The organism is Synechococcus sp. 1G10, from assembly GCF_002252625.1.
GTDB lineage: Bacteria > Cyanobacteriota > Cyanobacteriia > PCC-6307 > Cyanobiaceae > Regnicoccus_A.
On sequence record NZ_NQKW01000016.1, the window covers coordinates 43830 to 70036 of the forward strand.

The 26207-nt window shown below is 63.7% G+C and carries 19 protein-coding genes; 8 read left to right on the plus strand and 11 right to left on the minus strand.

All coding sequences use genetic code 11. From position 1 onward, the window contains the following. Positions 1-31 precede the first annotated feature (31 nt). Together CJZ82_RS12780 and CJZ82_RS12785 are read right to left on the minus strand one after the other, a co-directional pair. Positions 32-3148: a choice-of-anchor I family protein gene (locus CJZ82_RS12780; protein WP_094556159.1), complete on the minus strand. Its 3117-nt coding sequence runs from the start codon at positions 3146-3148 to the stop codon at positions 32-34. Between the two features lie 111 nt (positions 3149-3259). Next, positions 3260-3880: a TVP38/TMEM64 family protein gene (locus CJZ82_RS12785; RefSeq protein ID WP_369820062.1), complete on the minus strand. Its 621-nt coding sequence runs from the start codon at positions 3878-3880 to the stop codon at positions 3260-3262. 102 nt (positions 3881-3982) lie between these two features. Between CJZ82_RS12785 and CJZ82_RS12790 the strand changes: the two genes are divergently transcribed. Beyond that, entirely contained in the window at positions 3983-4489 is a 507-nt protein-coding gene (locus CJZ82_RS12790; RefSeq protein ID WP_094556160.1) for a DUF1643 domain-containing protein, read from the plus strand. A 107-nt stretch (positions 4490-4596) separates the two neighbouring features. Continuing rightward, a complete protein-coding gene (locus CJZ82_RS12795; RefSeq protein WP_233130234.1) occupies positions 4597-5067 on the plus strand; it encodes a hypothetical protein in 471 nt (156 codons plus the stop codon). A 44-nt stretch (positions 5068-5111) separates the two neighbouring features. Here CJZ82_RS12795 and CJZ82_RS12800 read toward each other — a convergent pair whose 3' ends face one another. Continuing rightward, positions 5112-5786, minus strand: a complete 675-nt coding sequence (locus tag CJZ82_RS12800) for a MarC family protein (RefSeq protein WP_094556162.1) — start codon at positions 5784-5786, stop codon at positions 5112-5114. 150 nt (positions 5787-5936) lie between these two features. Between CJZ82_RS12800 and mscL the strand changes: the two genes are divergently transcribed. Next, a complete protein-coding gene (gene mscL / locus CJZ82_RS12805) occupies positions 5937-6314 on the plus strand; it encodes a large conductance mechanosensitive channel protein MscL (RefSeq protein ID WP_094556163.1) in 378 nt (125 codons plus the stop codon). Positions 6315-6345: 31 nt separating this feature from the next. Here mscL and CJZ82_RS12810 read toward each other — a convergent pair whose 3' ends face one another. Then, positions 6346-9216 carry a valine--tRNA ligase gene (locus CJZ82_RS12810; protein ID WP_198949767.1) on the minus strand — a complete coding sequence of 957 codons (2871 nt, stop codon included), beginning with the start codon at positions 9214-9216 and terminating at the stop codon, positions 6346-6348. A 538-nt stretch (positions 9217-9754) separates the two neighbouring features. On the opposite strand from CJZ82_RS12810, the gene CJZ82_RS12820 reads away from it, so the two are divergent. From CJZ82_RS12820 to CJZ82_RS12830, 3 genes are all read left to right on the plus strand, one after another. Beyond that, positions 9755-9976 (plus strand): hypothetical protein, encoded by a 222-nt coding sequence (locus CJZ82_RS12820; protein ID WP_143593666.1) that lies wholly within the window; start codon positions 9755-9757, stop codon positions 9974-9976. Between the two features lie 124 nt (positions 9977-10100). After that, complete coding sequence (locus CJZ82_RS12825; protein WP_094556166.1) at positions 10101-11006, plus strand: site-specific integrase; 906 nt, start codon at positions 10101-10103, stop codon at positions 11004-11006. Then, the gene (locus CJZ82_RS12830) at positions 11006-12070 is read left to right on the plus strand and encodes a transposase (RefSeq protein WP_094556167.1); all 1065 of its coding nucleotides are present in this window, start codon (positions 11006-11008) and stop codon (positions 12068-12070) included. Before CJZ82_RS12825 ends, CJZ82_RS12830 begins: the two co-directional genes overlap by 1 nt. A 479-nt stretch (positions 12071-12549) precedes the next feature. On the opposite strand, the gene CJZ82_RS12835 is transcribed toward CJZ82_RS12830, so the two are convergent. Continuing rightward, complete coding sequence (locus CJZ82_RS12835) at positions 12550-16407, minus strand: TIR domain-containing protein (protein WP_094556168.1); 3858 nt, start codon at positions 16405-16407, stop codon at positions 12550-12552. A 640-nt stretch (positions 16408-17047) separates the two neighbouring features. Between CJZ82_RS12835 and CJZ82_RS12840 the strand changes: the two genes are divergently transcribed. After that, positions 17048-17854, plus strand: coding sequence for an alpha/beta fold hydrolase (locus tag CJZ82_RS12840; RefSeq protein ID WP_094556169.1), 807 nt, complete (start codon positions 17048-17050; stop codon positions 17852-17854). Positions 17855-17859: 5 nt separating this feature from the next. Here CJZ82_RS12840 and CJZ82_RS12845 read toward each other — a convergent pair whose 3' ends face one another. From CJZ82_RS12845 to CJZ82_RS12865, 6 genes are all read right to left on the minus strand, one after another. Further along, a complete protein-coding gene (locus CJZ82_RS12845; RefSeq protein WP_198949768.1) occupies positions 17860-19527 on the minus strand; it encodes a phosphatidylglycerol lysyltransferase domain-containing protein in 1668 nt (555 codons plus the stop codon). Continuing rightward, positions 19524-19697: a hypothetical protein gene (locus tag CJZ82_RS19050; RefSeq protein ID WP_233130235.1), complete on the minus strand. Its 174-nt coding sequence runs from the start codon at positions 19695-19697 to the stop codon at positions 19524-19526. Before CJZ82_RS19050 ends, CJZ82_RS12845 begins: the two co-directional genes overlap by 4 nt. Further along, positions 19678-20040, minus strand: a complete 363-nt coding sequence (locus tag CJZ82_RS12850) for a DUF1003 domain-containing protein (protein ID WP_233130236.1) — start codon at positions 20038-20040, stop codon at positions 19678-19680. Before CJZ82_RS12850 ends, CJZ82_RS19050 begins: the two co-directional genes overlap by 20 nt. 80 nt (positions 20041-20120) lie before the next feature. Next, complete coding sequence (locus CJZ82_RS12855; protein ID WP_233130237.1) at positions 20121-20627, minus strand: hypothetical protein; 507 nt, start codon at positions 20625-20627, stop codon at positions 20121-20123. Positions 20628-20794: 167 nt separating this feature from the next. After that, positions 20795-23170, minus strand: coding sequence for an arylsulfatase (locus CJZ82_RS12860; RefSeq protein WP_094556171.1), 2376 nt, complete (start codon positions 23168-23170; stop codon positions 20795-20797). A gap of 88 nt (positions 23171-23258) precedes the next feature. Further along, positions 23259-25613: an arylsulfatase gene (locus tag CJZ82_RS12865; RefSeq protein ID WP_094556172.1), complete on the minus strand. Its 2355-nt coding sequence runs from the start codon at positions 25611-25613 to the stop codon at positions 23259-23261. A 174-nt stretch (positions 25614-25787) separates the two neighbouring features. Here CJZ82_RS12865 and CJZ82_RS12870 point away from each other — a divergent pair. Then, positions 25788-26207 (plus strand): transposase (locus CJZ82_RS12870; protein ID WP_143593667.1); only part of this gene is annotated, 420 nt, incomplete at its 3' end.

Consider the following 26207-nt stretch of genomic DNA (forward strand, 5'->3'; position numbering starts at 1 on the left):
TGCCTTAAGCGGGGGCTCAGGCCTCAACCTCTCAACCGAAGGCCAGCGCGGGGGTGCCGATCAAGGTGAGCTGGCCGCCCTCGGTGAGGTAGCTGGCGCCACCGAGGTTGCCGTCGCGCAGGCTGTGGGCCTGCACATCCGCCAGGAAGAACGTGCCGGCGGCGGTTCCATACAACGACGACACATCGATGATCCCGGACGACTCCCAGTTGCCCACGTTGGCGGAGATAGTGGAGGGGCTCAGGTTGGTCTGGCCGAAGGCAGCCGGAGCGGTGCTGGGATCGATCTCGGCCCAGCGTTGGGCGGCCACCCCCTGGGAGGGGTTGGTGATCGGATCAAGCGGGTTTAGCTTCCAGATCGCGGCCTCATTGGAGCCGAACTGACCCACCCCGGCACCTCCGGGAACGGAGCGGTCTTCCTGGACGTAGATGAAGCCATCGGCCGACCAGACCAGGTTGTCGGGGTTGCGGACGCCCGCCTGGGGCGCGCCTCCCGTGAGCTCGTCGCCGTCGTAAATCACCCGCAGGGAGGTGGTGTTGGCAGTCGCCAGCAGGCCCTTGCGATCGAAGGCACCACTGAAATCAAGGGTGAGAAGGTTGCCGTAGAGATCAGCAGCGCCGAAATCACCATTGCCCGTGGTGGCCACCACCGCCTGGCGGCCGTTGAGTGGATTGGTATGGATGTCTTCGATGCGGCTGAGCTGCAGGCCACCCACATCGACCACCTTGGCCTTGAGCTGATCCTCCGACCAGCTGGCCACTTCACTACCTGAACCCACCTTCACCCAGGAGCCTGCCTGGGAGGAGCCGATGGCGGTGACGGCCAGATCGGCGGAATCCGGGATCCCTGGAGCCCCCCCCGCCGAACCGATTCCGCCGGCGGCAGGCTTCCAGGTGTAGAGGCTGCCGCTCTCCGCTGCCATGCCGTTCTGGGCGAGGAAGCCATTGCCCCCCTTGGTACCCACCCAGAGCAAGAGCCCAGCGGTGTTGTCGTCGGCCAGCAGCAGCGCCACCGTCTTGCTTTTGCCGGTGTCGATCAGGGTGGCGTTCTCCCAGCCGGCGCGTCCGAGGGCCGGCACCGCATGCAGCTCGGCCGTCTTCACGTCGAGGGCATACATCAGACCTTCCGACGTTTCCTCGCCGGTGAGGTAGATGTCGTCGCGGAAACCCCGGCCCTGTCCGAAGCTGCGGGCCTCCAGGTAGGTGGAGGAGCAGAATCGGCTGAGGCCGCCGCCGAGCTGATCGGCGCCGGTGACCAGTTGGCCCTTGGCATCGAAGATGCGCTCGTAGGCCAACCCAGCGGCCAGCACTTTCGATTGAAATCCATTGCTGGCGTTGTCGTCGATGTCCTTATCAACAATGAAGCGGCTGATCCGGGCTCCCCGGAGCTCTTCTCCGGCAGCGAAATCCTTCAGTGCGTAGCCATAGCCGGCTGTGCTGCCCAGTTCATGATTGGCCAGCACCGTGTAGGTGCCGTCGCCGTTGTCGTAGGCGCCTAGGCCATCGAGGATCCCGGGAGGCACGTAGCTGGCCTCGCTCTGCGTCTGGGGCGCCTGACCCCGGTTGGTCTTGTCATCCTTGTTCAGGACCGCGCGGTTCTGCCCATTCCACTTGTCGCCGGCTTCCAGCAACCTGGTGCTCTCGCCCACGGTGAACAGGGGCTTAAAGCTCAGATCCACAGCCCCATCGCGGAGCATCGAGGTGGCGTAGGTCCCGGCAGGGTTGCGGTCGGCGTCCTGGGCCACCAGAGCACCGGCATCGAGGATGTCGATGGTGTTGGTGCCTTCATTGGCCACCACCAGCAGTGCCTGACCGGAAGGACTGCTGGCCGGATCGATGAACAGCAGACCCTCGGGCCTGGTGCTGCCCTGCAGCACCACGCTGGTGACGAAATCGACAGCGCTGGGGTCGCTCACGTCAAACACCGACACCATCGAGCTGGTGGTGCGCTCCAGTCCCACAAAGGCATAGGTGCGCCCATTGAGGTGACCGAGCGTCACCATCTCCGGCTCCACGCCCTTGGCGTCGCTGCGGGAGTCGGCGTAGACCCCAGCGCCGATCGCGGAGCTCTGCAACTGCACGCCGCTGTCCCAGATCAGCTCACCGGAGGCGCTGAACAGGCTGAGGCTGCGGCTGCCGAAGGCGGTGGTGCTGGCAGTGCCACCGGGGGCGGTGCCGTTGCGGATGGTGCTGACGTCAGGGTCGTTGGTTGAGATCGGCGCGACGAATTCGTCGTTGAAGGTAGAGCCGTAGTCGGTGCGGCTATCCCCCTCGTTGGCAGTAAGGAAGTAGGTCTGTCCGTTGGCCACGAAGCTGGCGATGCCATCCGGCATGCGCAGGCCGAGGATGTCGCTGCCAGGCGTGAGGCGATTGCCAAACTTGGGGGCTATGCCGCTGCCGTCGGTGAGATCAACGAACTGCTCGCTGTAGTTGACGGCCCCCAGGGGCAGCAGCTCGATGATGGTTCTGGTGGCCAGGTCCACCACCGCCACCCCGTTGTTTTCCTGCAGGGTCACGTAGGCGCGATTGCCGGAAATGGCAATCGCCTCGGGCTCCAGGTCCTGGGCGAAGGTGGTGCTGAAGGGGACGCTGCTGCTGAAGCGCAGGGCCGTGCCGTCGACCACACCGCTGGGCGGCGGCGCGAAGCCCGTGAAATCGAGAAGGGCGGCATCGAGTCCCAGATTGGCGGGATTGGGGCCGCCAGCATCGGCCACGTTGATCACGCTGATCGAGCCGAGCGGATCAAAGGAGTAAGTGGCATTGGGCTGGCCTTCGTTGGCCACCACGAGCTTGGAGCCGTCGGCGGAGAAGGCCAGGCTGTCGGGCAGCACCCCCACTGCCTGATCCTTGAGGAAGGTCAGGCTGCCGTTGGCGGCGATCCGGTAGAAGCGCACCGTTCCTGGGACCATCGCACTGCTGGTGGGTTGCAGCGCCACCGCCACCAGATCGCCGAACACGGCCACCGACTGGGCTGAGAACCCGAACAGCGACGTTGTGCCCAGCACGGCAGCACTGGCCACGTTGGTGATGGTGCTGACCGTGAGGGTGCTCCCCCCACCCACGCTCACCAGATAGGAGCCGGAGCCAACTCGTGCGAAGGCTGTGATCTCACCATCGACGCCGGTGATCTGCTTGAGGAGAACGGACATGGGTGGTGGAGGTCCCTGGCAGGAGAGAAGTCGTCCCCACTGTCCGTTTGGTTCGCCATGCACAGGTCAAGACCCGGATAAGGTCCGGGCAAGGGCTCGTCAAGATTGCTCTCAGCCCGGATCCAACCGCTCCAGCGCCCGCTGCGCTGCTCGACCGGCCAGCCAGATCGAGCTCACGGTGGCGATCAGGCCCAGGCTCCGCAGCGCCCAGGTGCCGGCATCGGCCTCGCCATGGAGCACATCGCCGAAGCGGGCCACATCGCCGGCCAGATCTCCCAGGGCGCAGAACAGCACCGTGCCGGGCAGGATCGCGATGAGCCCGATCACGTAATCACGCAGGCTCACCTCGCTCAGGCCATAGGCCAGGTTGAGCAGGCTGAACGGAAAGGCCGGCGACAGCCGGGTTAGCAGAACCAGCTTGAGGCCCTCCCGGCTCACTGCCCGCTCGATCGCCAACAGCTTCGGGAAAGCCTGCAGCCGGCGGCGGGTCCAGGCGCGCAGCCAGTGCCGGCCCAGCATGAAAACGGCCATGGCGCCCAGCGACGCCCCCACGAACACGATCAGGCTGCCCCAGAGGGCGCCGTAGAGCGCACCGGCCAGCATCGAAGCCCAGACACCGGGCAGCAGCAGCGTCACCCAGAGGGCATAGAGCGGCACGAAAGCCACGGCGCCGGCTGGTGAACGCAGGGCTGGCAGCAGCCCCTCAAGCCAGGGGGAGAGGTCCACAAGCAGGACCGCGCGGATGGCCCAACACTGGCAGGTTGAAGGCACGGAAGGCGCAGGTCCAGAGCGGAGCGAGCCGGATGGGCGCTGGAATGGCCGGAGGATGGACCCATGCAGAGGAGCGCTGTTTTCAGCCCATGTGGCCACTACCGCTACAGCCTCTGGCGGCGGTGGGAGCCTGCCGGGGCCTTGGTGATGGTCATCGGCCTGAACCCCAGCACGGCCGACGCCCAGAGCGACGATCCAACCGTGCGGCGCTGCATCGGTTACGCGAAGGACTGGGGCTATGGAGGGTTGTGTCTCACCAACCTGTTCGCCTTTCGGGCGAGGCGTCCTGAAGCCATGAAGGCGGCAGCTGATCCTGTTGGCCCTGAGAACGATCTCCATCTACTGGCCATAGCCAGCCAGGCCGCTCTGAAGCTGGCCGCCTGGGGAGTGCACGGCCGCCATCTGGGCCGCGACGCCGAGCTGGCAGCGCGCCTGCCTGGCCTGCACTGTCTTCGCCTCAGCAAGGGTGGCCATCCGACGCACCCGCTCTACCTGCCCCGGGGGTTATCGCCAACACCCTGGGCTGGGCCGCGTGACCAACGTCAAGTGCCTCGGACGAAGGGCGACTGACCCGGCAGACAGCCTTACGTTGGCAGGCCAGCGCCCCGGAGAGAAGCCCCATCGCCCGCCGCATCCGAACCGTCAGCGCCCCTCCGGGCAGCCCGGAAGACCAGCTTGTGGACAAGCTGCGCCGCATTGAGGCGCTGTTCGCCAGGCCCGGCAGCGAAGGTGAACGGGTGGCGGCCGAGCGGGCCCGCGAGCGGATCCAGGCCCGCCTCGCCCAGCTGGCATCCGAGGAGCCGCCAGTGGAGTTCCGCTTCTCCCTCGCCGATCAGTGGTCGCGCCATCTGTTCGTGGCGCTGATGCGGCGCTATGGCATCACCCCCTACCGCTACCGCGGCCAGCGACGCACCACCGTGATGGCGCGCCTGAGCCGCAGCTTTGTGAATGAAACCCTCTGGCCGGAATTCCTGGAACTGCAGCAGACCCTGACGGCCTACTTCGACACCCTTACCGACCGTGTGATCGAGCAGGCCCTGGAGGTGAAGGCCGGTGAGGCGGAGGAGCGGCCGCCGGCTCCCCAGCTTGAGCCGGTGGATCACCAACTCGACATCGCTGCACTGGGAGGCGAATTCGGCCGTAGTTAACACGGCCTGCATCCGGGGGGTTCGTCCCGATCAGCCTTTGTGGCCTAACGGAACGCCGGAACCAGCTGCTTGAGAATGGTGTTGACAGAACCAGTAGCAATGAACTGAACCCCCATCGCCGCAACGAACAGGCCCATCACGCGCTGCAGAATGCTCATCCCAACGTCGCCCAACACCAACTGCAGCCATTTCCCCGAACAGAAGATCAACAGGACGGCCAGGCTCAGCAGAAGCGTTCCGCCCACCAGCTTGAAGTTGAGCAGGTCTTGCTTCATGGATTCGATCTCATTGGCATAGAGGATGACATTGGCAATCACTCCAGGCCCTACCAGCAGCGGCATCGCCATCGGGATCACAATCTGTTGGTAGACAGATCTGGCCTCGGCCCAGCTTCCAGCTTCAGCCCCTTTGTTGATCAATGTCCGCGATGGATTCACCTCCACGCCGTTGACAATGTTGATCCCGATTCCAAGCAGCAGAATGCCACCTGCGATCCGGAAGGAATCGAGCGAGATCCCGAAGAAGTTGAGGATGGGCGTTCCCAGGAACATGAAAACCAGCAGCAGCGCCAGCACCGTGATCGCAACGAACAACGCCACCAGCCGCTGAACGTCTTTCCGCTCACCTGCTGTCAAGGTGAGGAAAATTGGCACCATGCCCAGCGGATTCATCAGGGCGAAGGATGTGATCACGAAATTCCAGAGAATCGGAACATCCATACAGGGAAGGCCTCAGCAACAATCTTGGAGCTGATCGGGAGACGATCCAGTCCCTGGTCATCATCACCTCACTCAGGCCTCACCGCTTTGATGGAACTGAGTGCCCGACTACACAGGCGCAGGGTGGCCGGATTAATTGTTCATCTGGCCATGGCCCGCCGATCCAGTTTCCTCGCCGATTTCCAGGCGTTCATCAACAAGGGCAATGTGGTCGACCTCGCCGTGGCGGTGGTGATCGGCGGCGCCTTCGGCAAGGTGGTCGACGCGGTGGTGAGCCTGGTGATGGGCAGTCTGCTCACCCCCGCGCTCAAGGCGGCCAACGTCGATTCGATCAATGCCTGGCCGGCCGGTGCCGTGATCGTGGCGCTGATCAATTTCGTGGTGATTGCCTTCGTGGTGTACCTGATCGTGCGGGCAATCGAGGCCAGCAAGCGTAAGGAAGAGGCGGTGGCAGCCCCCGACGTGCAGGCCCAGCTGGCCTCGGCGGTGACCCACCTGGCGGATGCTCTGGACCGCAAGGGGCTGTAGGGGCAGCGCGGAGCTGATCGGCGGCGACCGCTCAGCCCAGCCCCTCCAGCCGTCCTCGCGCCAGCGCCGCCTGGGCTTCGGCTTCCGCCAGGTTGGCCTGGCATTCGGCCACCACCTCCGGTGGGGCCTTGCCCGCGAAGTTGGGATTGGCCAGGCGGCCGCTCAGTTCCTTGATCTCCTTCTCGGCCTTGGCGATGTCCTTCTCCAGGCGGCCGCGCAGGGCGTCGAGGTCGACAAGTCCCTCGATCGGCAGCAGCACCTGCAGTTCGCCGCTCACCGCCGCCAGGCAGCGGGCGTTCACCGGCGTGCTTCCGGCCGCATCGACGGCGGCGCTGGCGTTGGTCTCGCGCACCTCCACCGAGGCGGCGCGGGTGAGAGCGGTGATGTCTCCGGTGGCCTCCCGCAGCACCGCCGCTAGCTCCGGCCGGCCGGTGACGAACACCACCGGCGCTGCCTGTGACGGCTTGAGGCCTGCCACGGCCCGCAGGTTGCGCACCACCCGGATCGCCTCGATCAGCTCAGCGAACTGGGCTTCCAGGGGGGCGTTGAGGGCGGGCTCATCAACCACTGGCCAGGGCTGCAGGGCCAGGAAGGTGGCTTCGGGCGCGCCGGTGAGGCCGTGCCAGAGCTCCTCGCTCAGGTGGGGCATCAGCGGATGCAGCAGCACCAGCAGCTCATTGAGCACCTTGGCCAGCACCTGCCGAGCGACCCGCTGGTCGGCCAGGGCTTCAGGGCTGAGCGCCTCGCCGTCTGAGGAAGGGCGGGGATTGAGCCGCCGTTTCAGCAGCTCGATCGTCCAGTCGCAGACCTCGTTCCAGGCGAACTCGTAAAGCCCCTTGGCCGCCTCACCCAGGGCATAGCTGCCGTAGCGCTGGGCCGTTTCCTGGTTCACCCGTGCCAGCCGCGAGAGGATCCAGCGGTCGGCCAGGGTGAGGGCCGCCGGATCGGGTTCCCCCAGGCTGGCTGGCGTTTCACCACCCAGGTTCATCAGCGCGAACCGCGTGGCGTTCCAGAGCTTGTTGGCGAAGTTGCGCGCACCCTCCACCGTGGCCGAGCTACCGCTGGCGCGGTCGTAGTCAAGGCGGATGTCCTGGCCGGCGCCGGCCACTTCCCGCACCAGGGCGAAGCGCAGGGCATCGGCGCCGTAGCGCTCGATCAGCGGCAACGGATCGATGCCATTGCCGGCGCTCTTGCTCATCTTGCGGTTGTTCTCATCGCGCACCAGGCCGTGGATCATTACGTCGCGGAAGGGGATCCAGGTGTCGCGGCCGCCCACCGGCACGCCGTCCTCCTGCAGAAAGGCGCCGGCGAGCATCGTCATCCGCGCCACCCAGAAGAAGATGATGTCGAAGCCGGTCACCAGCACGCTGGTGGGATACCAGGTGGCCAGATCGGCGGCGTTCTCATCGGGCCAGCCCAGGGTGGAGAAGGGCCAGAGGCCGCTGGAGAACCAGGTGTCGAGCACGTCGGGGTCCTGCTCCAGCTGCAGCTGGCGGCCCACCGCCCGGCTGGCGTCACCGAACTGGGCCTCCGCCTTGGCGCGGGCCTCCTCGGCATCGCGCGCCACCACATAGGGGGTGGCCTCGCTGATCACGCCACCCGTTTCACTCACCACGAACCAGGCGGGGATGCGGTGGCCCCACCAGAGCTGGCGGCTGATGCACCAGTCGCGGATGCCCGTGAGCCAGTCGCGGTAGACCTTCTCCCAGCGCTGCGGCACGAAGCGGGGCTCGCCCTGATCTAGCGCTTCACGGCAGCGGGCTGCCAGCGGCTCGGCCTGCACAAACCACTGGGTGGAGAGCAGCGGCTCCACCGGCACCTTGCCGCGGTCCGAGAACGGCACGCTGTGGCGGTGGGGCTCCACCTTCACCAGATAGCCCTCCGCCTCCATCGCCGCCACCACCGCCGCCCGTGCCTCGAAGCGATCCAGCCCGGCAAAACGTCCGGCCGCCGCATTCATCGTGCCGTCCTTGGCCATCACCGTGATCAGCGGCAGACCGTGGCGGGCACCGATCGCGAAGTCGTTGGGGTCGTGGGCGGGGGTGACCTTGACGCAGCCGGTGCCGAAGACCGGATCCACGTGCTCATCGGCCACGATCGGGATCTGGCGACCCACCAGGGGCAGGGTGATTGTCTGGCCAATCAGGGCCGCATAGCGGGCGTCACCCGGGTGCACGGCCACGCCGGTGTCGCCCAGAAGGGTCTCGGGACGGGTGGTGGCCACCACCAGATGGTCAATTCCAGCGGAGGCAGTGCCATCGGAGGCCGCACCATCACTCAAGGGGTATCGGAAGTGCCAGAGGTGCCCGTCGAGCTCCTTCATCTCCACTTCCAGATCGCTCACCGCCGATCCCGAAGCCGGACACCAGTTCACCAGGTATTCGCCCCGGTAGATCAGCCCCTGCTCGTGCAGGCGCACGAAGGCCTCCACCACAGCTTTGTTGAGGCCGGGATCGAGCGTGAAGCGCTCACGCCGCCAATCCACCGAGTAGCCCAGCCGCCGCAGCTGGCCCACGATCGTGCCGCCGCTGCCTGCCTTCCAGGCCCAGGCGCGCTCCAGGAAGGCGTCGCGGCCCAGGTCGTCCTTGCTGCCGCCCTCGGCCTTGATCTGTTTCTCCAGGATCGACTGCACCGCGATCGAGGCGTGGTCGGTGCCAGGCAGGCAGAGCACGTTCTTGCCCTGGAGGCGCTGGAAGCGCACGATCGTGTCGATCAGGGCCGTCTCGAAGCCGTGGCCCATGTGCAGGCTGCCGGTCACGTTCGGCGGCGGGATCACCACGCTGAACGGCTCGCCGGGGGCGTTGGGGTCGGGGTGGAAAGCGCCGGCGGCCTCCCAGGCGGCCTGCCAGCGGGCTTCCGTGCCGGCCGGGTCGTAGGTCTTGGGCAGGGAGGCCTCGGTCACGTTGGGCGATGGAAGATCAGCCCATGCTCTCAAAGGGCAGCCAGCCTCACCTCAGGCCCGTAGGCCAGCAGGGTGCGATCGGCGCTGAGCAGGGTGAGCCCTCCCGCAGCAAGCCTTGCCGCAACGCCTGGGCATCCACCTGAAAGCCGGGACGATCAAGGGAGGCTTTAATCGCCACTTCCCACAGGCTCGCCACACTGAACAGGAGCGGTTGCCGCCTGTCGCTGAGTTCCTGCCTGAGTGGGCCTAGGAGCCGTTCGGGTTCAACAGCCCACCAAAGGAGCAAATGGGTGTCGAGCAGGAGCGGAGCCGAAGGCTCCATCAACCGAACATCGCCTCGATGTCGGCGCTGAAATCAGCCTTGAGATCAGCCGTGATCTCGGCTTTCCCCGGAAGAAGCCCATTCTTAGAACTGACTTAGTTCACCCTACCGGCTAAGTCTCTTTCGGGTGATCCGGCCAGCTTCCGTGGCGATCTCCCCATCCGCTTTGCCTGCTTGTCCTGTAGCAGGCGAACGCCAAGACCGAACATGGAAGCGATGGCTGGGGACGACATCATGCAGCCGGGACAGACCTTTGCGTTCCGGCCGGGGGTGACCCTCACGGTGAACCTGCACCGCGACAGTTCCCTTCCCGTGATGTTCGTTTATAGCAAGCACGCGCCTGCGGCTGCAATGGCATGTTGGACTAAGCCGCTGCGCGGCAGATTCAAAGCCAGCATAGCCAGAGTCATGCAAGACGGCCAGAAACTGATGAGCTGATTGGCGGGCAGCCTGGGCTGTAGCAGCAGACTCGATCGCCAGTCGATTGCTCAGTTCCACAGTGAAGGATGCACACCCTCAAGTGTGTGTCATTTCTTCCATCCCCTTGGGGAGGAACCTCACCATGGAACAACACGAACAGGAGCGATTCGACCAGCTCTATGCCCAGCACCTGCAGGCCCTCACGCTGCAGGGCAAACGGGGCAAGACGATCGACGGCTATGCCAGGGCTGTACGCCGCATCGCAGGCTTCTTCAACCGCTGCCCTGACAACCTCACAGCCGCTGATCTGAAAACCTACTTCGCCTGGATGGTGGAGAACTACTCCTGGAGCAGCGTCAAGGTGGATCTCTGGGGGTTGTCGTTCTTCTTTCGACAAGTCCTTGGCCAACCGATGGAGTGGGTGGAGATCATCAAGCCACCCAACTCCAGATCGTTGCCTGATATTCCCACACGGGAGGAAGTACAGCGTTTGATCAACAGTGTCTATCGGCTGCGCTACCGCGTGTATTTCTTTGCCCTGTACAGCATGGGCCTGCGGCTGGGGGAAGGTCTGGGCCTGGAGATCGGCGACATTGATGCGGCCCATCAGCGTGTGCATGTGCGCCAGGGCAAAGGAGGGAAAGATCGCTACGTGCCCCTTCCGGATGCCACCCTGCAGCACCTCCGCCGTTTCTGGAGCAGCCACCGGCATCCGCGGCTGCTCTTCCCCAATGGCAACGGCAATGAGGCCTCAGTTCGCACCGCCACCAGTCCCATGGATCGCGGCGGGGTGCAGGCAGCGATCAAGGCGGCACGGATCAGCTGCGGCATCCACAAGCACCTGACGGTGCACAGCCTGCGCCATGCCTACGCCACCCATCTGCTGGAGCTGGGCGTGGACCTGCGCTCGATCCAGGTGGTGCTGGGCCACCAGAAGCCAGAAACCACGGCCCGCTATGCCCATCTCACCGAGGTGAACCGGCAACAGGCCAGGGATCGCATCGAGGATCTGGTGGCCGGCTTTGCCCTGCGCTGGGAGGAGATCTGATGATCCTCCTTGCTGATCTGATCGATCGCTATGGCAGCGATCTGGAACAACGCCACGGCCATCATCTGCTTCCTGGCCATTATCGAGCTCTGCAGGCCATGCGCCGCTGCCGCAATCAACATAGCCGCGTCATGGTGCTGGAATGCAACGGCTGCCACCATCAGGCCATTCTCCCCCATTCCTGCGGCCACCGCAGCTGCCCCCACTGCCAGCACCACGAAAGCCAGCAATGGCTGGAGCGGCAGAAGGCCAAACTGCTGGCGGTTGACTATTTCATGGTCACCTTCACGGTGCCGGCGCAACTGAGGGGATTGTTCTGGGCCAACCAACGGATAGCCTATGATCTGCTGCTTAAAACCGCCTGGCTGACGATCGACAGCTTTGCCCGCCGCGATCCTCAGCTGAGGGGCCGCAGCGGTGCCCATGCTGTGCTCCACACCCATGAACGGAATCTCGATTACCATCCCCATGTGCATCTGATTGTGCCCGCCGGTGCCATCAACATGCGCAGCAGGCAATGGCAACACAGAAAGAAGCAGGAGAAAAGCCTCTTCTGGGCGGCCAATCTCTCGCGTGTGTTCAGGGCCAAGTGGTTTGAGGCCATGCGCTTGGCAGGTCTGCGCTGCGAGGAGAGCTTGCCCGATGCATGGGTGGTGCACTGCAAGAAGGTGGGGCGGGGCGAGCAGGCGCTGGTCTATCTGGGCCGCTACCTCTATCGCGGCGTGTTGCCGGAGAAGAACATCATCGCCGACCGTGATGGCAAGGTCAGCTTCTGCTATCAGGACAACAAGGGAAAACGCCAGGTCCCCACCCTGCCGGGCGGAGAGTTTCTCTGGCTGCTGCTCAAGCACGTGCTGCCCCGCCGCTTCCGGCGGGTGAGGGACTTTGGCCTCCTCCATGCGAATGCCAAACGCCTGATCCAGCTGCTGCAGCTGACCCTGCACATGCGGGTGCCGCGCCCTGAGCCTCCGCCACCACTCCCTCCTGTTCTCTGTGATCGCTGCGGCCAGGTGATGACAATCCTGGCCCGAATGATAGAGCCCAGCCATCACAGACTGTGCTGAACCGCTCTGTTGTGTCAATCATACGGATAGATCCATAGCGATAAGCCATCCTCAGCCGGGCACAAGAGCGCTGCTTTGGCAGCAGCAGGATTGGCCCTGACATTGCCCTGCGATAAATTGGACGTTCCTCAACAGAGGCGACGGTAAGCAACCCAGGCGGCACGATTCAACCAGCCGGAATTCAGAAGGAAAGCTGAGATTCGGGCCGACGTATCTACCGTAAGCCACTGGTCAATAGCGAAAAGGGCTAGTCCAACCACCGGATAAGATCGTGGCTGCGCACGATCTATCCTTGTTCGTTGGATGTCATTGACCGTGACACCAGCATATTTGGCCTTCAAGGCATCGAGTGGTTTCCTGGATCATGGCCCAGCCGCATGGTTGCTCGCTGCAGGTTCCCATGGATTGATGCCGTAAGAGTTGTACACAGGTGACTTCAAGAATTGCCATTTGCTCTTGGCGTTGAGGCTCACCCTCAACTATCCCTTCAGGAACCTATAGTTGAAGCACGTTTGTCTGGCGGCCTGTTCGGGAGGGGTTTTGGGTGAGAGCAGCACGGGATGCTCGTGAAGCTCCTTGCAGGCCTCACCAATGGCAGCCTCGGGTATCAGGTAACTGCGCAGACTGCCATTACCCCCGCCACTGAACAGCTCGCCGTTCTTTAACTCGATCAGGCTCCACACCGGGCCCTGCCCAGTGAGGATTGCTGCGCCGAGCGGCTTGCCGTCGCGCCAACGCCGCAGGCTGCCGTCAAATCCGCCGCTGATCAGCTCGCCGTTCTTCAGCTCGATCAGGCTCCAGAGCGCGCCCTGTCCAGTGGGGATCGGAGCGCCGAGCGGCTTGCCATCGCGCCAGCGCCGCAGACTGCCGTCATGCCCGCCGCTGATCAGCTCGCCGTTTTGCAGCTCGATCAGGCTCCACACCTCGCCCTGCCCAGTCGGGATCGCTGCGCCGAGCGGCTTGCCATCGCGCCAGCGCCGCAGACTGCCATCAAATCCGCCGCTGATCAGCTCGCCGTTCTGCAGCTCGATCAGGCTCCACACTTGGCCCTGCCCAGTCGGGATCGCTGCGCCGAGCGGCTTGCCATCGCGCCAGCGCCGCAGACTGCCATCATCCCCGCCACTGATCAGCTCGCCGTTCTGCAGCTCGATCAGGCTCCACACCTTGCCCTGTCCGGTGGGGATCGCTGCGCCGAGCGGCTTGCCATCGCGCCAGCGCCTCAGGCTTCCATCGGTCCCGCCGCTGATCAGCTCGCCGTTCTTCAGCTCGATCAGGCTCCACACCTGTCCCTGCCCAGTCGGGATCGCGTCGCCGAGCGGCTTGCCATCGCGCCAGCGCCTCAGACTGCCTTCATGCCCGGCGCTGATCAGCTCGCCGTTCTTCAGCTCGATCAGCTTCAACACCTGGACCTGCCCGGTGGGGATGGCGGCGCCCACAGCCTGGCCATCCCCCCGCCAGCGCCGCAGGCTCCCATCGGTACCGCCGCTGATCAGCTCGCCGTTCTGCAGCTCGATCAGGCTCCACACCTCGCCCTGCCCGGTGGGGATCGCTACGCCGAGCGGCTTGCCATCGCGCCAGCGCCGCAGACTGCCGTCACGCCCGCCGCTGATCAGCTCGCCGTTCTGCAGCTCGATCAGAATCAACACCTGGCCCTGCCCGGTGGGGATCGCTGCGCCGAGCGGCTTGCCATCGCGCCAACGCCGCAGGCTGCCGTCACGCCCGCCGCTGATCAGCTCGCCGTTTTGCAGCTCGATCAGGCTCCACACCTGGCCCTGCCCGGTGGGGATCGCTGCGCCGAGCGGCTTGCCATCGCGCCAGCGCCTCAGACTGCCGTCACGCCCGCCGCTGATCAGCTCGCCGTTCTGCAGCTCGATCAGGCTCCACACCTGGCCCTGCCCGGTGGGGATCGCTGCGCCGAGCGGCTTGCCATCGCGCCAGCGCCTCAGACTGCCATCATCCCCGCCGCTGATCAGTTCGCCGATCTGCAGCTCGATCAGGCTCCTAACCTTGCCCTGTCCGGTGGGGATCGCTGCGCCGAGCGATTTACCATTACGCCAGCGCCTCAGACTGCCATCATCCCCGCCGCTGATCAGTTCGCCGATCTGCAGCTCGATCAGGCTCCTAACCTTGCCCTGTCCGGTGGGGATCGCTGCGCCGAGCGCTTTACCATTACGCCAGCGCCTCAGACTACCATCATCCCCGCCGCTGATCAGCTCGCCGTTCTTCAAATCGATCAGGCTCAACACCTGGCCCTGTCCGGTGGGGATTGAGCCGATCTGGTTGTTGCGTCCCGTGGCAACAGCCAGAGTTTGACTGGTGGTGAAAGCTTCTTCCTGGGTCTGTTTTCCCAGGGCGGCAAGGGCATTCACCATGCTGCCGAGTGGGTCGGTATTCAGCAGCACCTCAGCTCTGGTGGCGTATTCAGCGGCTCGAGCTTCCCCCTCCCGCCACCAGGCAATGCTGCCGCCGGCCACGGCCAGGACGGTGAGCCCGCTCAGCCCGCCCATCACCCGGCGGCGATTCCGGCGCGCCTTACGTTCCTGCGCCTCGGCCTGATCGCTGCTGGCCTGCACGAAGCTGCTCAACTCGTCGCTGAGCTGCTGCGGCCGCTCGCTGAGCCATGCCTTGGCACGTTGGAGCTTGAGCCCGCTGAGCAGGGCTGTCGGCCGCTCCTGCTCGCTGGCCATCTTCCAGTCCTGGTGGTCCTGCTCCAGTTGCTGACTGCCGATCAGGAACTCCCGATCCTCATCCAGCCAGCCCCGCAACAGCGGCCACTTGCGCAGCAGCGCCTCGTGGGCCACCTCCAATAGACGGTTGCCCATCTCCTCCTGGCGGCTGATCAGCAGGCGGGCGTTCACGAATTGCTCCAGCAGCGGCTGTGCCTCGAGCGGCAGCGCGTCCCATCGGGCCGGGCGGCGCACGTAGTTGCCCTGCTCGAAGCGCACCATCGCCGGCACGAAGGCATCACGCAGGGCCCTCTTCTGCTTCTCGCTGGGTTTCATCGCGGCGAGCACCTCGTCGGCGCGGCGGCGTACGGCGTTCTCCAACGGTGAGAGACCGGCCTTGGCATCACCCAGGGTCTGGTAGTCCGCCAAGCTGAGATGGCGATCAACCCTGTAACGCTCATAGATCTCCCGCAGCGCAAAGGCCAGCAGCGGCAGGGCATCCTCAGTTTCGGCATCGGCTGCGGCCTGCTGCACGAAGGCTTCCTCCACATCCAGGCCCGCCACCTTGGCTGGGCCCTTGATGATCGTCGGGATCTGCGCCATCGCCAGGGGCGCCAGCGACACCTCCTCGAAGCGGGCGGTGAGGCCGTCTTTCTCGGCCGCCTGCAGCCGGCCGAGGAATTCCGAGCGCAGGGTCATCACCGCCAGGAACGGCAGATCGCCGCCCATGGCCGCGGTGAGAATGCGGAAGAAGCGGCAGGCTTCTTCTGGGTCCAGTCCGCCGAACAGCTCCTCGCCCTGATCGATCAAAAGCAGGATCTGCGCCTCGTTCGCTGCCGCCGCCATGTGCAGATCGCCAGCAATCTCCGCCAGCACCACCGGCAGCGTTCCTAAGCGGGCGCCCTCCTGCAGCGAGCGGTGCAGATCGCGCCAGTCGACTGAGCGGCCAGCGGCGAGGGCCAGGGCCCGCGCCAGTTCCTGGCACGGCTGGCTCTGGGGACGGAACGGGGGCACCACCAACCACCCCCGGCCGGAGCGCCGTAGTCGGGGAAGGACACCGGCCCGCACCAACGACGACTTGCCGGACCCCGAGGCCCCGAGCAGCACCAGCAGGCGGGCCCCACCCAGAGTGCGGCGTGCCGTGAGCCGCTCGATCAGATGGCGGATCTCCTCGACACGGCCGAAGTAGATGGCAGCATCTTCCTCCTCGAACACCAGCAGGCCCGGATAAGGGGGACGGGTGCCATCCCAGGGGAAGCCGCCCTGGGCCGTGAGCGCGATCGCTGCAAGCTGTTTCTTGAGCTGCTCCAGACCGGCTTCCCGCTCGCGCCGCAGATCGAGCACCTGCAGTGCCGGAGCGATGGTCGGGCCGGGGTCCCCATCGGTGGCCTCAATTACCTGGAATATCGGCTTGCCCAGGGCACGGGCCTGGGTGAACTCGGCGAAGCACCACTTGGAGTTGCTCCAGTTGGCGCTCTGGAGGATCAGCAGCGCCTGCGATTGCTCGATCTCGCGGTAGAGGGTCCTCTCCCAGTCCGCCCCCGGCGGGATACCGGCATGCTTGTCGAAGTCAAGAAACGGCGCCTCGAAACCCTGCTGCTCCAGCCAGGCCTTGATCCTGCCGGCAGAGGCGTTGTCGAGGCTGGAATGGGAAAGGAAAACACGGACCATGATAAGGGGCTTTTAACATAAGCTCATCGAAAATGCAAGGATGATTAACGAACAGATGTATTTTCAAGGCGACACCAAGCAACTCTTCGCCAGACCTCATCAGAAAGCTTCGTGCTTTATCCGCTTTCCAGATGTGGAATGCCATCGATTCCTCAATTCTGCCGCTTCTCCTTGAGCCGGTACATCCAACGCTTTATCGGCGGGTCCGGTATCCACGCCTGCCAGTGCCCTTTGGTCAGCATAAGCACCCCTGCCACGCCTGGCTACTGTGCTGAGTACAGTTGCGCCAGCTTGGTTCCGCCCTTTGAGGCGTCTGCGGAGGGGGATCTTCAGCGGATCCGATAACCACTTGTTCAGATCGATACGATTGGAAGGCTGGGCCGCAGCCATGTCTAGGTTGTTCCATACCGAAAGGTTGACCGAGGTGGTTAGGGGATCGTTTTAACGAAGAGCTGAGCCGCACCCAATTCAGGCGAATCGCGCGGACTGATCCACGAGTTAATGAAAGGTTCAAAACCTGAACGTGTTGGCGCCCATCGAACCCATGTTGCTTCCCAGGATCCCTGCTCCTGCGCTCTCCAGGCATAACCAGCGGTTCTAGGGTCAGCTTTCCACGGAAGCGATCACGGGACGGGAGCCCATGCAGCCAGGACAGACCGTTGCGCTCCGGCCGGGAGTGACCCTCACAGTGAACCTGCACCGCGGCAGTTCTCCTCCCGTGGTGTTCGTTCATGGCGGGTTGGGGAATCGCCTCAACTGGCGCTCCCAATTTGAATTCGCCTGCCAGCAGGGCTGGGAAACCCTCGCCTACGACCTCGCCGGCCATGGCACATCCAGCGGCTACCGCAACTACTCCATTGGCCGGCACTGCCGTGATCTCACCCGGCTGCTGAAGCAGCTGTCGATCGCCGCACCGATCCTCTGCTGCCACAGCTATGGCGTGCCGATCGGCCTGGAGTGGGCGCATCGGAACCCCACCGCTGGTCTGATCCTGATCGCCGGGGGCAGCCATGATCTCGATCCCTGGTGGGAGCAACCGCTGATGATCGCGATGGCCAGGGGAGGTCGGCAGTTGATGGCGATCCCTGCCGTGCAACGGCTGGCGCAATCCCTGATCAGCAGCCAGCAGAGCCCGGCCATGCGGCGTTACTTCGAGGAGAATCCGATTCCCACGGAGCTGGCCCCTTACCGGGCCCTGAAGATCTTCTGGGCCTACGACCTCTTCGCCAAAACCGGAATCAACACGCTGCGCGAGATCCCCACACTCGTGATCACCGGCGGCTGCGATCCTGCCTTCAGCTTCCGCATGGGGGAGAACCTGGTGGCGCACTTTCAGCATGGCCAGCACGTCCACATCGCCGAAGCGGGGCACGTGATGATGGCCGAATTCCCTGAGATCGTGAATGCCAGGATCAGCAGCTGGATCGCTGCACGGGGCCGCTGCTGATCTGCTCAGATTTCCGGCTTGAAGTAGTCCACCAGGCGATCACCTGAATCAGCTCGAATCAGGGCCACCACCGTGGCCATCAGGTTGGCGTAGCCGGCGAAGACCAGATATCTCGGCTCCCAGCGCGGCTTGAACTTCGCCTTATAGGCCCGTAGACCCTCAAAGCCATAAAACTGATCCATGTGCGAAGAGAGATAGTGGATCGCCCGCTCGATGCGCGGCGAGCTGGATCGCTCGCCAACCCCCGAGAGAGCCGAGAGCCCGAGGCTGAAGCGCTCAACCCCCTGATCCTTGAAGTGCTGGAAGAGAAAAACGAACAGGGCATCCATCGTTCCGGGCACCATCTCCTGGCGATGACGCATCAGGTCGATGCTGATTTCGTCCACAGGACAATCCGGCACAACCGTGGCGAAGGCTGTGATCCTGCCGCTGCTGTCCCTGGCCGCAATCACCGAGCATCGCTGAAGATAGGCCTCCTCGAACCACCCCACCGAAAACCGCTTCTCGGCTCCGTGCATCAGCCTGAGCCACTCATCGCTGATGCTCTTCAACTCCCTGAGCAGGCCGGGCGGATGGGGAGGGGCGAGGACGTCGAAGTGGTGACCGAGCTTGTTCAGCCTGTTGCAGGCCGTGCGGAAGTCAGAGCCGGCCTTGCCCCTGGTCGTGAAGGTGCTCAGGTCCACCAGGGCTTCCTCGCCGATCTTCAGGGAGCTGAAGCCCAGGCTTTCATAGAGCTCCAGCCCTTCAGGCCCGGTCTGATAGAAGCCAGGAATCCAGTCATTGAGGCTGCAGATCCGCTGGAAGTCCTGAACGGCCTGGAGCCTGTCCTCAGGCGGGCCGATCGGATCTCCCAGCGCAATGGCACCTCTTCCCTTGGGTACGAAGGCGATCAGGCTGTTCCCCGAAGAACTGAAGCAATAGGCCTTGTCCGTGAGGAGCGCGAACGGGGCCAGAGATGATCTGGCATGGCGTTCCACGATGCTGCGGGCGCGCTGACGTTGCGCTGCCGTTGCGGGTGCACCGCGCAGGATGATCGGCCGCAGCAGCATCCACAGCCCATACACCAGGGTGGTGAATCCGATCAGCTGGATCGAATCCGTGAAGAACGCGCCGAAGCGCGTCAGCGGCCTGACTCCGCCGCTGTCCTGCAGAACGAACACCCGCAGGGTTTGACCAGCGGCGGCCGGCAGGCTGAAACTGCTGCTGAAGGCCCCGTTCAGCAGCACGAATCCGGCGGTGCCGTAGGCGAGTGTGAACAGGATGGAGGCCACAAGACTCCTGGCCCCCTGGGCGATCGAGGGTGGATCGGATCGTGCGGTGTAGAGGCCCCGGCTGGCGATCAGCAGCACGATCAGCAGCGCGGCCAGCAGGCTTTCTTCGTAATCGAATCCCTTGATGATGTTGAACACGATTGAAAGGCCCAGCAGGGCCAGCGCCAGCAGCCAGGCCACCCGCTTGCGCCGCAGCAGGGCGGAGGCCAGCACCAACAGGAAGAAGCCACACAGGGCGGCAAAAAGATGGGCCGTGTGGCGAAGTTCAAAGGGAACCAGTTGACGCCACCACTCCAGCCGTGCCGGCAGGCTGGGGGAGACGGCGGAGAGCAGATTCACGATCCCCATCGCTGCCATCAGGCCAGCGGTGATCCAGGGGCGGCGAGGGTGCTGGTTAATCAAGCCTGAAAATCCCGCAGCAGTTCGCCCAGGTGCAGCAACTGCCGCCGCTGCTCGTCGAGCAGTACCTTCAGTTCCACGATCTCGATGCCTCGCAGAATATCAACTTTATCTTGAAGGTGAGCAAGCTCAAGTTCAGTTTTCTGATTCACTTCATAATCGTTTTTTTGCATCGGCACGATCAATGGAGGCCTGCCGGTTCTGGCTCATCATGATGATCGGCGCTGCGTAGGCCGCCTGGAATGAGAGCATCAGATTCAAAAGAATAAATGGATAGGGATCCCAGCGTTCACTCTTGATGCTGGCATTGATAAAGATCCAGAGAACCAAAATGGCACTCTGAATGAGAATGAAGCGCCACGAACCAACTACGGCCGCGACACGATCGGCGAGGTATTCACCCCAGGTGGGTTTATCGGCAGGAGGGTTGAGGCAGGGCTTTCTGCGCCGCAGTCGCTGCAGCAGGCGATATTCCTCGGGAGTGATCTTCTTCTTGATTGACTTGATTCCATTCATGCCGCGTATCCACCGGAAGCGCGGGTTCGTGAGAGACCATCAGTGTGGTCGACTGCCGTGCCGATGTCATTGCCTTGCGCTCAGCTGCCGAGGATGTTGATGGCTCGGGCCGCGATTACGGCGATGGTGAGCAGGGAGATGGTGCTCTGCAGCATCAACATCAACTGGGCTCGGGCATTGAGGGGGATGGCGCCGGTGGGGCTGAAGGCTGTGGCGGTGGAGAAGCTCAGGAACAGGTAATCGATGAAGGTGGGGAGCCAGTTGGGGCGCACGGCATCGGGTACCCCCTCCTGAGGAAAGAACCAGTCCGCAGGAATGGCCAGACGGTTGAGGCGTGCCTCGGGGCCGCCCCGATCCACGTGCCAGAACGCCAGCGAAAAGATGATCACGTTGGATACCCAGATCGCGATGCCGGAGGCGAGCAGCTCAAGGGCATTAAAATCTCCCTTGCCACGCAACATCTCCTCAACCAGAACCACCAGGGTGGTGAGCGTGATGCCACCAACGGCGAGCACGAAGATCGAAGTGGTGAAGCGCTCGATGCGCAGCCAGCGGGGGCTCCCGGCAGTCAGGCCGACCGTCAGCATCGGAATCAGCGCCACACCGAAGATGATGAAATCTAAGCCTGTTGAAAGGAGCCTGAATCGGTTGGGCAGCCCCTTTTCCAGCACCCACAGAACGATCACAGCAAGCGCTGCAGGCCAGCGCAGTTCGATGCGAAGAGACTTCGCTGGATGGTTCCGGATCATGCGTTCTATTGAAGCGCCATGGCCAGCCGCAGCCGCTCCTCCGGGCTGATCAGGTGGTCGAGATCCTCGGCGTCCTTGTCCACGTCGATCTCCACCCAGTTCACCTCGCCGCTGAACGTGCCGCCAACGCTCGGATAGTCGTCGGTCACCGGTGAACCGGCCTCGAAACCCACGTCGCAGGTCTCGTCGGCGGAGAAGATCATCGGTTCGGTCTGCTCCACCCGGCCTTCGCCGGCCTTCTGTCCATCCACATACAGCGTCACCGTGCCGCCCTTGGCCAGGCCACCGCCGTCGTAGGCGAACTCCATGCGCACCTGGTGAATTCCAGGGGGAATTGGTGCTGTGCCCTCAACGGTATAGCGATTGACGCCGTAGAAGTTGTAGCAGTACTTTGGCTTGCCCTCTTTCGTGTATAAGCTCCAGCCACCGGTGAGACCACCTTGGGCGATGATCACGCCCTCGGCCCCCGCTTCCGAAACCACCACCTCGGCTGTGATGGCGTGCGACTTGTTCTTGAAATTGACGATCGAGCTTTCGCTCAACCGCCCCATGCCGCCGAACAGCACTTGGCGGGTTCCCCTGATCAGCTGCGGCCGCCCGGCGATCTCCGGATTGGCTCGCTCGGCGAAGCGATCATCCAGCGGTAACACGTTGTATCGGGTGGCTTCGATCAGCCACAGCCGCTGCAATTCATGGAGCTTCTGGGGATGTTCCCTGGCCAGATCATGCGCCTGGGTCCAGTCGGTGCTGGTGTCATAGAGCTCCCAGACATCGTCGTCAAAGGCGGCCAGTTGCACCTGACCGGTCACCCAGGGGGTCCGGTGCCTGGTCACCGCCGTCCAGCCCTTGTGGTAGATGCCGCGGTTGCCCGCCATCTCGAAGTACTGGGTCTGGCGCCGTTCGGCCGCCGTGGGGTCATTGAAGGAATAGGCCATGCTCACCCCTTCGATCGGACGCTGCTGCACACCGTTCACGAAGGTGGGCTGGGGCAGACCCGCCGCCTCCAGAATCGTTGGGGCCACATCGATCACATGGTGGAACTGGCTGCGGATCTCGCCCTTGGCCTTGATTCCCTTGGGCCAATGCACGATGGTGCCATTGCGGGTGCCGCCGAAGTGGGAGGCCACCTGCTTGGTCCACTGATAGGGCGTGTCCATGGCGTGGGCCCAGCCGACCGCGTAGTGGTTGTAGGCCTGTACCCCGCCCAGTTGATCCAGGCGCTCGCTGAGGAACTCGGCGGTTTCGAGGTGGGCAAAGCCCGTGAGCGGAGCCATTTCGTTGAAACAGCCCTGGAGGGAGCCCTCCGCTGAGGCGCCGTTGTCGCCGATGATCACGTAGACCAGCGTGTCCTCAAGAATTTCGAGGTCCTGAAGCGCGTCGATCAACCGTCCGACGTGATGATCAGTGTGCTCCAGGAAGCCCGCATACACCTCCATCTGGCGGGCGAGGATCGGTTTCATCTCGGCCGTGATCGTGTCCCAGGCGGGAATATCCCCATGGCGCCCGGTGAGCTGACAGTCGGCAGGAATCACCCCCAGCTGCTTCTGACGGGCGAAGGTTTCCTCTCTCAACTTGTCCCAGCCCTGGTCGAACTGGCCCTTGTACTTGTCGGCCCATTCCTTCGGCACATGGTGCGGGGCATGGGTCGCTCCAGGTGCGAAATAGGTGAAGAAGGGCTTGTCAGCCATCAGCGCCTTCTGCTGGCGGATCCACTGAATCGCCTTGGTGGTCAGATCATCGCTGAGGTGATAGCCCTGCTCGGGCGTCTTTCTGGGTTCCACCGGCGTGGTGCCTTCATAAAGCGCCGGATACCACTGGTTGGTTTCACCGCCGATGAAGCCATAGAAGTATTCGAAGCCGCCGCCGCCCGTGGGCCAGGCATCGAAGGGCCCCATCGGGCTCGTCTGCCAGACGGGTACCTCATGGCACTTGCCAAATTGAGCCGTGGAGTAGCCGTTGAGTTTGAGGGTGCGCGCCAGGGGAGCACAGGTATTTGGCAGGATCGAGTTGTAGCCGGGAGCTGCCGTGGCGATCTCAGTGATGCCGCCCATGCCCACTGAATGGTGGTTGCGGCCGGTGAGCAGGGCCTGGCGGGTGGGGGAGCAGAGGGCGGTGGTATGGAAGCGGTTGTACTTGAGGCCGCCAGCAGCCAGCTTCTCGATGTTCGGCGTATGGCAGGGCCCACCGAAGGCGCTGGAGGCACCGAAGCCCACATCATCCAGCAGGATCACGAGCACATTGGGTGCTCCCGCCGGCGGCCGCAGATCCCGGATCGGGGGATAGGTGGTATCTGGATCCCTGGCGTCGTAGGTGATCAGCCCCACGTGGGATTGATCCGGGATCGGCAAGATCTGGCGTTGTACGGAATCAGCTGGGGTCATGGTTGAGGATCTGTTCAGAAGAGTGAATCTGGGTAAGACTGTGCCAGCTCCAAACAAGCCGGGCCGTTGACACTTGAGCGGAGAGCCGCTACTGCCGCGCCAGAATCATGCGCATTTTCTCTTCGAGCGATTCCACCGATGTGCCGGTCACATCCACCATCGCCCGCTTCACCGTGCCGGCGAACGCAAAGGGCGGCTTGTAATCAGGCATGGTGGGAGAACCGGGATCGGCGCCCACTGCCGCACCCGCCGCCAGGCCCAGGCTCAGGGGAATCGTGACCGGCAGGTGCCCTTCACCCACCGGCTGGCCATCCACGAACAATTTGATCGCCGCGGGTGTGCCCTTGCCGTTGGCGATGTCCGCCGGGCCTGTGGGGGTGAACTCCACGCTGAAGATGTGGTGGCCGCTGGGGACCGGCGCCGTGGAGGTGATGCGGAAGTGGCTGTCGGCCACGTAGTTGTAGCCGTAGGTGAGCAGGCCGTTCTGCACATAGAACGCGAAACCACCGTCGTTGCCGCCCATGCTGAACAACACCCCATCGGCGCCACCTTCGGGCACCAAGGCCTCCACCGAGATCGAGTGGGGGCGATTCATCACCCGGGGGGCGGCGTTGGTGGGCACTACCTGGGTGCCGGGGTAATAGATGTAGCGCTGGCGATCGGGGGCGATCTGAGGACGCTCAACCCCGAAACGCTGGGTGCCTCGGCTGTCGATCGGCAGCACGTTGTACTTGCCGGCCTCCACGTACCACATGCCGATCATGGCGATCAGGCGATCACGCTCAGTCGCGGCCAGATCGTTCGTTTCTGCGAAGTCCTGGTCGAGGTTGTAGAGCTCCCAGCCGTGGGCATCCAGCTGAACCAGCTGGTCGTAGGAGATCGGATCGCCGAAGCGGCGGCCTGATTCACTGAAGGAAGTACCGGGCCAGGGACATACGGCCCGCCAGCAATCGTGATACAGCGAGCGATGGCCGAACATCTCGAAGTACTGGGTGATGTGCCTGCTCGGGATAGTGGCCTCATCGAACGAGGAGGCCAGGCTGAAGCCCTCGATCGGGCTCTGGGTCACTCCGCGAATCGAGGTTGGAGCCTCGATGCCGAGCGCATCGAGCACGGTGGGCACCATGTCGATCGCATGGGCATACTGGCTGCGGATCTCCCCCTTGGCGCTGATCCCTTTCGGCCAGCTCAGGATGAAGGGATCGCTGGTGCCACCCCGGTAGGTTTCGCGCTTCCAGCGCCGGAACGGGGTGTTGCCGGCGTGGGTCCAGCCCCAGGGGTAATGGTTGAAATACTTCGGTCCGCCGATGTCGTCGATAGCGGCCAGATTCTGCGCAAGATCGTCAGGCACGTTGTTGAAAAACTTGCCCTCGTTCACCGATCCGGTGGGTCCACCCTCGGAGCTGGCGCCGTTGTCGGAGATCACCATGATCAGGGTGTTCTCGTATTCACCGAGCTCCTTGAGGAACTCGATCAGCTCGCCAATGTAGTGGTCGGTGTGCTCCAGGAAGCCGGCAAACACCTCCATCATTCGGGCATAGAGCTTGCGCTCATCGGCCGACAGGGTGTTCCAATCCTGCACGTCGGGATCGTGGCGGGAGAGGGTGGTATCGGGAGGAATGATGCCCAGCTCCTTCTGGCGGGCGAACGTCTTCTGGCGATAGGCGTCCCAGCCGTCGTCGAATTGACCCTTGTACTTGTCGGCCCACTCCTTCGGCACATGGTGGGGCGCATGCATGGCGCCGGTGCAGAAGTACATGAAGAAGGGCTTGTTCGGCGCCACCTGCTTGGCATCGGCGATCATCGCCTTCGCCTTCTCCACCAGGTCCGGCGTGAGGTGATATCCCTCTTCAGGTGTGGCGGGCGGCTCCACCTGGGTGTTGTCGCGCACCAGTTCCGGGTAGTACTGGTGCGTGTCGCCACCAAGGAAGCCATAGAAGCGCTCGAAGCCTCGGCCCAGGGGCCAGCGGTCGTAGGGGCCGGCCGCGGAGGTGGCTTCGGCGGGAGTGAGATGCCATTTGCCGACTGCGTAGGTGTTGTAACCCTTCTGCAGCAGGATTTCGGAGAGAAAACCGTTCTCGAAGGGGATGTATCCGTTGGAGCCGGGATAGCCCATCGACCCTTCAGTGATGCAGGCCAGCCCATTGGAATGATGGTTGCGCCCTGTGAGCATGCAGGAGCGCGACGGCGAGCAGAGCGCCGTGGTGTGCATGTTGCTGTAGCGCAGCCCATCGGCCGCCAGGGCATCCAGATTCGGCGTGGCAATCGGACTGCCGTAGCAGCCGAGCTGCCCGAAGCCCGTATCGTCGAGCACGAGATACAGCACATTTGGCGCACCTTCTGCTGCTCGGTTGGGCTCGGGCCAGGCTGGCGTCGACACGTCGGCGGTGCGACCGATCACACCGGGGAAGGCGGCCCCCGACTTGTACTCGTTGAGAGGCATCGGAAGGCAGGCGGAGGGGATGGTTCCTGACACAGAAAACTAATCTGGCCAGCCGGGGACTGCTCAGGGCCGCCGAAATCGTTACCAGGCCTGAGATGTGCCTATGGCGCTCCTTAAGAGTTCGCTGAAAAACTCAGCCAGCTCTGCGAAAATGGGACAATTGCACAGACGTTGATGCGAGGCCAACAGGAGCGCAGCGGCTCTCTGTTCTCCTACGTCTCGATTGAGGAGCGGATCCCGACCAGCCATCCGCTGAGGCGGATTCGCAAGCTGGCGGACCAGGCTCTTGATCGGCTCAATCCCACTTTCTGCAGGCTGTACGCCTCAGAAGGACGACCATCGGTTCCACCCGAGCAGCTGCTGCTGGCCTCGCTGTTGCAGGCGTTCTATGGGATCCGCTCCGAGAGGCTGCTGCTGGAGCAGCTCCACTACAACCTGCTGTTCCGCTGGTTTGTGGGCCTCAGCCCCGACGATCCGATCTGGCATCCGACCACATTCACCAAAAACCGCGATCGGCTGCTCAATGACGACGTCATGGGGAAGTTCCTGGAGAAGCTGATGGGAGCTCCCGAGGTCAAACCCCTGCTCAGCGAT

What these genes read in the sequence shown, in the direction of transcription:
- CJZ82_RS12780 (WP_094556159.1), bottom strand. Translation starts at nt 3,148, where the DNA reads ATGTCCGTTCTCCTCAAGCAGATCACCGGCGTCGATGGTGAGATCACA.
- CJZ82_RS12790 (WP_094556160.1), top strand. Translation starts at nt 3,983, where the DNA reads ATGCAGAGGAGCGCTGTTTTCAGCCCATGTGGCCACTACCGCTACAGC.
- CJZ82_RS12800 (WP_094556162.1), bottom strand. Translation starts at nt 5,786, where the DNA reads ATGGATGTTCCGATTCTCTGGAATTTCGTGATCACATCCTTCGCCCTG.
- mscL (WP_094556163.1), top strand. Translation starts at nt 5,937, where the DNA reads ATGGCCCGCCGATCCAGTTTCCTCGCCGATTTCCAGGCGTTCATCAAC.
- CJZ82_RS12820 (WP_143593666.1), top strand. Translation starts at nt 9,755, where the DNA reads ATGGCTGGGGACGACATCATGCAGCCGGGACAGACCTTTGCGTTCCGG.
- CJZ82_RS12825 (WP_094556166.1), top strand. Translation starts at nt 10,101, where the DNA reads ATGGAACAACACGAACAGGAGCGATTCGACCAGCTCTATGCCCAGCAC.
- CJZ82_RS12830 (WP_094556167.1), top strand. Translation starts at nt 11,006, where the DNA reads ATGATCCTCCTTGCTGATCTGATCGATCGCTATGGCAGCGATCTGGAA.
- CJZ82_RS12835 (WP_094556168.1), bottom strand. Translation starts at nt 16,407, where the DNA reads ATGGTCCGTGTTTTCCTTTCCCATTCCAGCCTCGACAACGCCTCTGCC.
- CJZ82_RS12840 (WP_094556169.1), top strand. Translation starts at nt 17,048, where the DNA reads ATGCAGCCAGGACAGACCGTTGCGCTCCGGCCGGGAGTGACCCTCACA.
- CJZ82_RS19050 (WP_233130235.1), bottom strand. Translation starts at nt 19,697, where the DNA reads ATGCAAAAAAACGATTATGAAGTGAATCAGAAAACTGAACTTGAGCTT.
- CJZ82_RS12850 (WP_233130236.1), bottom strand. Translation starts at nt 20,040, where the DNA reads ATGAATGGAATCAAGTCAATCAAGAAGAAGATCACTCCCGAGGAATAT.
- CJZ82_RS12855 (WP_233130237.1), bottom strand. Translation starts at nt 20,627, where the DNA reads ATGCTGACGGTCGGCCTGACTGCCGGGAGCCCCCGCTGGCTGCGCATC.
- CJZ82_RS12860 (WP_094556171.1), bottom strand. Translation starts at nt 23,170, where the DNA reads ATGACCCCAGCTGATTCCGTACAACGCCAGATCTTGCCGATCCCGGAT.
- CJZ82_RS12865 (WP_094556172.1), bottom strand. Translation starts at nt 25,613, where the DNA reads ATGCCTCTCAACGAGTACAAGTCGGGGGCCGCCTTCCCCGGTGTGATC.